Source organism: Pseudoalteromonas luteoviolacea, from assembly GCF_000814765.1.
GTDB lineage: Bacteria > Pseudomonadota > Gammaproteobacteria > Enterobacterales > Alteromonadaceae > Pseudoalteromonas > Pseudoalteromonas luteoviolacea_H.
The window spans coordinates 17,505-19,865 of record NZ_JWIC01000004.1; the positions used below are offsets into that span (position 1 = coordinate 17,505).

Below are 2,361 nucleotides of genomic sequence, written 5' to 3' on the forward strand. Positions count from 1 at the left end.
TGTAACTTTTCATTCATGGGCGATCCAAAACTCTTATTACAAATTTTGGCGTTAACTACTTGCGTATGTGCCGTGTTTATGATGGTCAATTGGTTGATACATAAACAAACCCCCGGCACCCGCTTATGGTTTGGTTTTGTATGTTGTGCTGCGATCGCATGTATGTTTCAAGCCTCATTATCACTGTCGCCAATTTGGTCTATTATGGTGCCAAACACCCTTATCCTCTGTGGGTTGTTTATGTTAACCCGGGGAGTTGAGAGGTTTTTCTCTGTTCATACTTATCATCTTCCCTGGTACATATTGGCAAGTGTGTTTTTCCCAAGTTTTGTTTATTTTACGTTTGTTGAGCCGAGCTTTTTAGTCAGAGTGGTTGTTAATTACTTAGTGTGGCTGCTGGCTATGGCGCTCTGTCTGCGGGCTTTATATTTGGGTCAAAATAAGAACGTGGTGTCTTTTTCTCCAGCACATTGGACGTTTGCGATTGCGTGTATATGCTTGCTAAGTGTTTTTACTTTGCGGTTAGGCATGTTAGGTAACTTTGAACACACAGATACATTGGGAACCAATAATTGGGTGAATCAGTTTTTCTCTTTGTCTGTCATTGTGATGCCTTTAATTTTGTGTTTCTCGTTGTGCTTATTGTGTAGTTGTCGAAAAGAGCAACAATTGGCCGAACTCACCTCAAAAGCAAAAAAAGAATCACAAAAAAAAGAGCGCTTTCTAACGCTACTCAGTCATGAATTGAGAACGCCTTTAAACGCGATTGTTGGCCATGCTGAATTAATTAAGCAAGCCCCGAGAGAGCCATTAAAATATAGTCAGTATTGCGATGTGATCATTTCTACGGCAATGTCACTGGCAGATTTGGCAAATCAAGTCTTACTTAACGCAAGAGGAAAGTCTTCCAAGCAAGTGCCATTAAACTTGGCGCAATTTGCTGAGCTTCTGACTATACAATTCCAGCCTTTAGTTCAAGACAGAGAAATCTCTTTGTGCACTCACTTAACGGGCTTTTCAAGTGATCAAATGTTTTTGGTTGACCAAGATAGCATTGGGCTGGTGGTCAAAAATTTACTGTCCAATGCGATTAAGTATACTGAAAATGGGGATATTACGCTTGCCATAAAACAGCAAAGTAGCTGTGACAAAAGCAGCGTCATTCGCTTTGAAGTGACAGACACTGGTGAGGGAATGACGCAAGATCAGGTAGAACAGTTATTTCAACCTTTTTCCTCTTTCGATCCTGCTCGTTCAATTGCGCAAAGTGCCGGAGTCGGTTTGATGTTATGTCAGCAAATATTGGAAGCGTTAGGTACTCAGCTCCATGTCTCTAGCAAGGTGGGGCTAGGTAGTTCCTTTTATTTTGATATTGAGTTGGTTCAATCCAATGCTAAACAGGACGCAATAAAAGGAAATTTATCTGAAGATGATACCGCGGTTCAGTTATGTGGTGATATTTTGGTTGTTGAAGATAATCAGCTTAATCAAGAAATATTGAGGCACTTTTTGACCTCGTTAGGGCTAAGTTATGAGATTGCGGCGACCTTATCTGCTGCTGAGTCGGCGCTCAGAGACAGGCAATTTGATGTTGTTTTCCTCGACATGCACTTAACCGATGGCCACGGGCTTGAGTGGTACCAAACTGTTTTCAAGCAATTTCAGTTTCAACAGGCACCCGTAGTCGTTGCCATTACAGGGGATGTAGACGAGCAATCTCAGTTGGCTTACACAGAAGCGGGTATTGAGTTTTTCATGGCAAAACCGATTCAACAAGCACGCTTAGAGAGACTGCTTTGCCAATTACTCATGCCTGCTAAGCACTTTTTAGATGAGCAAAATATCCTAGATTATGCTGTTATCGATGCACTTGCAGAAACCATGAGTGCGCAAGTACTTAGTGCAAAGTTAATGTATTTAAGTGATCGTTTAGACTATGAGTTTGCTCAACTTCGCGGATTAGCTGATATTCAAGCGTTTGAAGCTTTGGAGGAGAAGTTAATTCAACTAGAAGAGGAGGCAAGTGCACTTGGGATGAGCATGCTACATGTTGCGCTCCAAGATGTACGTCTGTCCATGTTCGATTCATTAGGAGCTGATTGGCAGTCTTTACACAGCTTAGCTAAGCAAAGTGCATATAAATTATCTGAATATCACTCAAAAGTATTGCAATAAAATATTCGATTAATTATTAGGTTGTGAATTTACCCTTTTGGGGTCCTGTTCTTGTTTACAAATGTTGTTATAAAAGGGAAATTACACTGGATTACAGTAACCATATTCAATAAAATTCTCATCCGTTTTCATTAGTGTCACAGTGAAGGCGGACAGAGTGTTGGCATATTGTTCGGGTTATTGAAA

General features: G+C 40.7%; 1 protein-coding gene. It reads left to right on the forward strand.

Annotated features, from left to right (window positions below):
• The first annotated feature begins 162 nt into the window (after positions 1 to 162).
• Positions 163 to 2,175: an ATP-binding protein gene (locus JF50_RS03325; protein ID WP_160290449.1), complete on the forward strand. Its 2,013-nt coding sequence runs from the start codon at positions 163 to 165 to the stop codon at positions 2,173 to 2,175.
• The last annotated feature ends 186 nt before the right edge of the window (positions 2,176 to 2,361 follow it).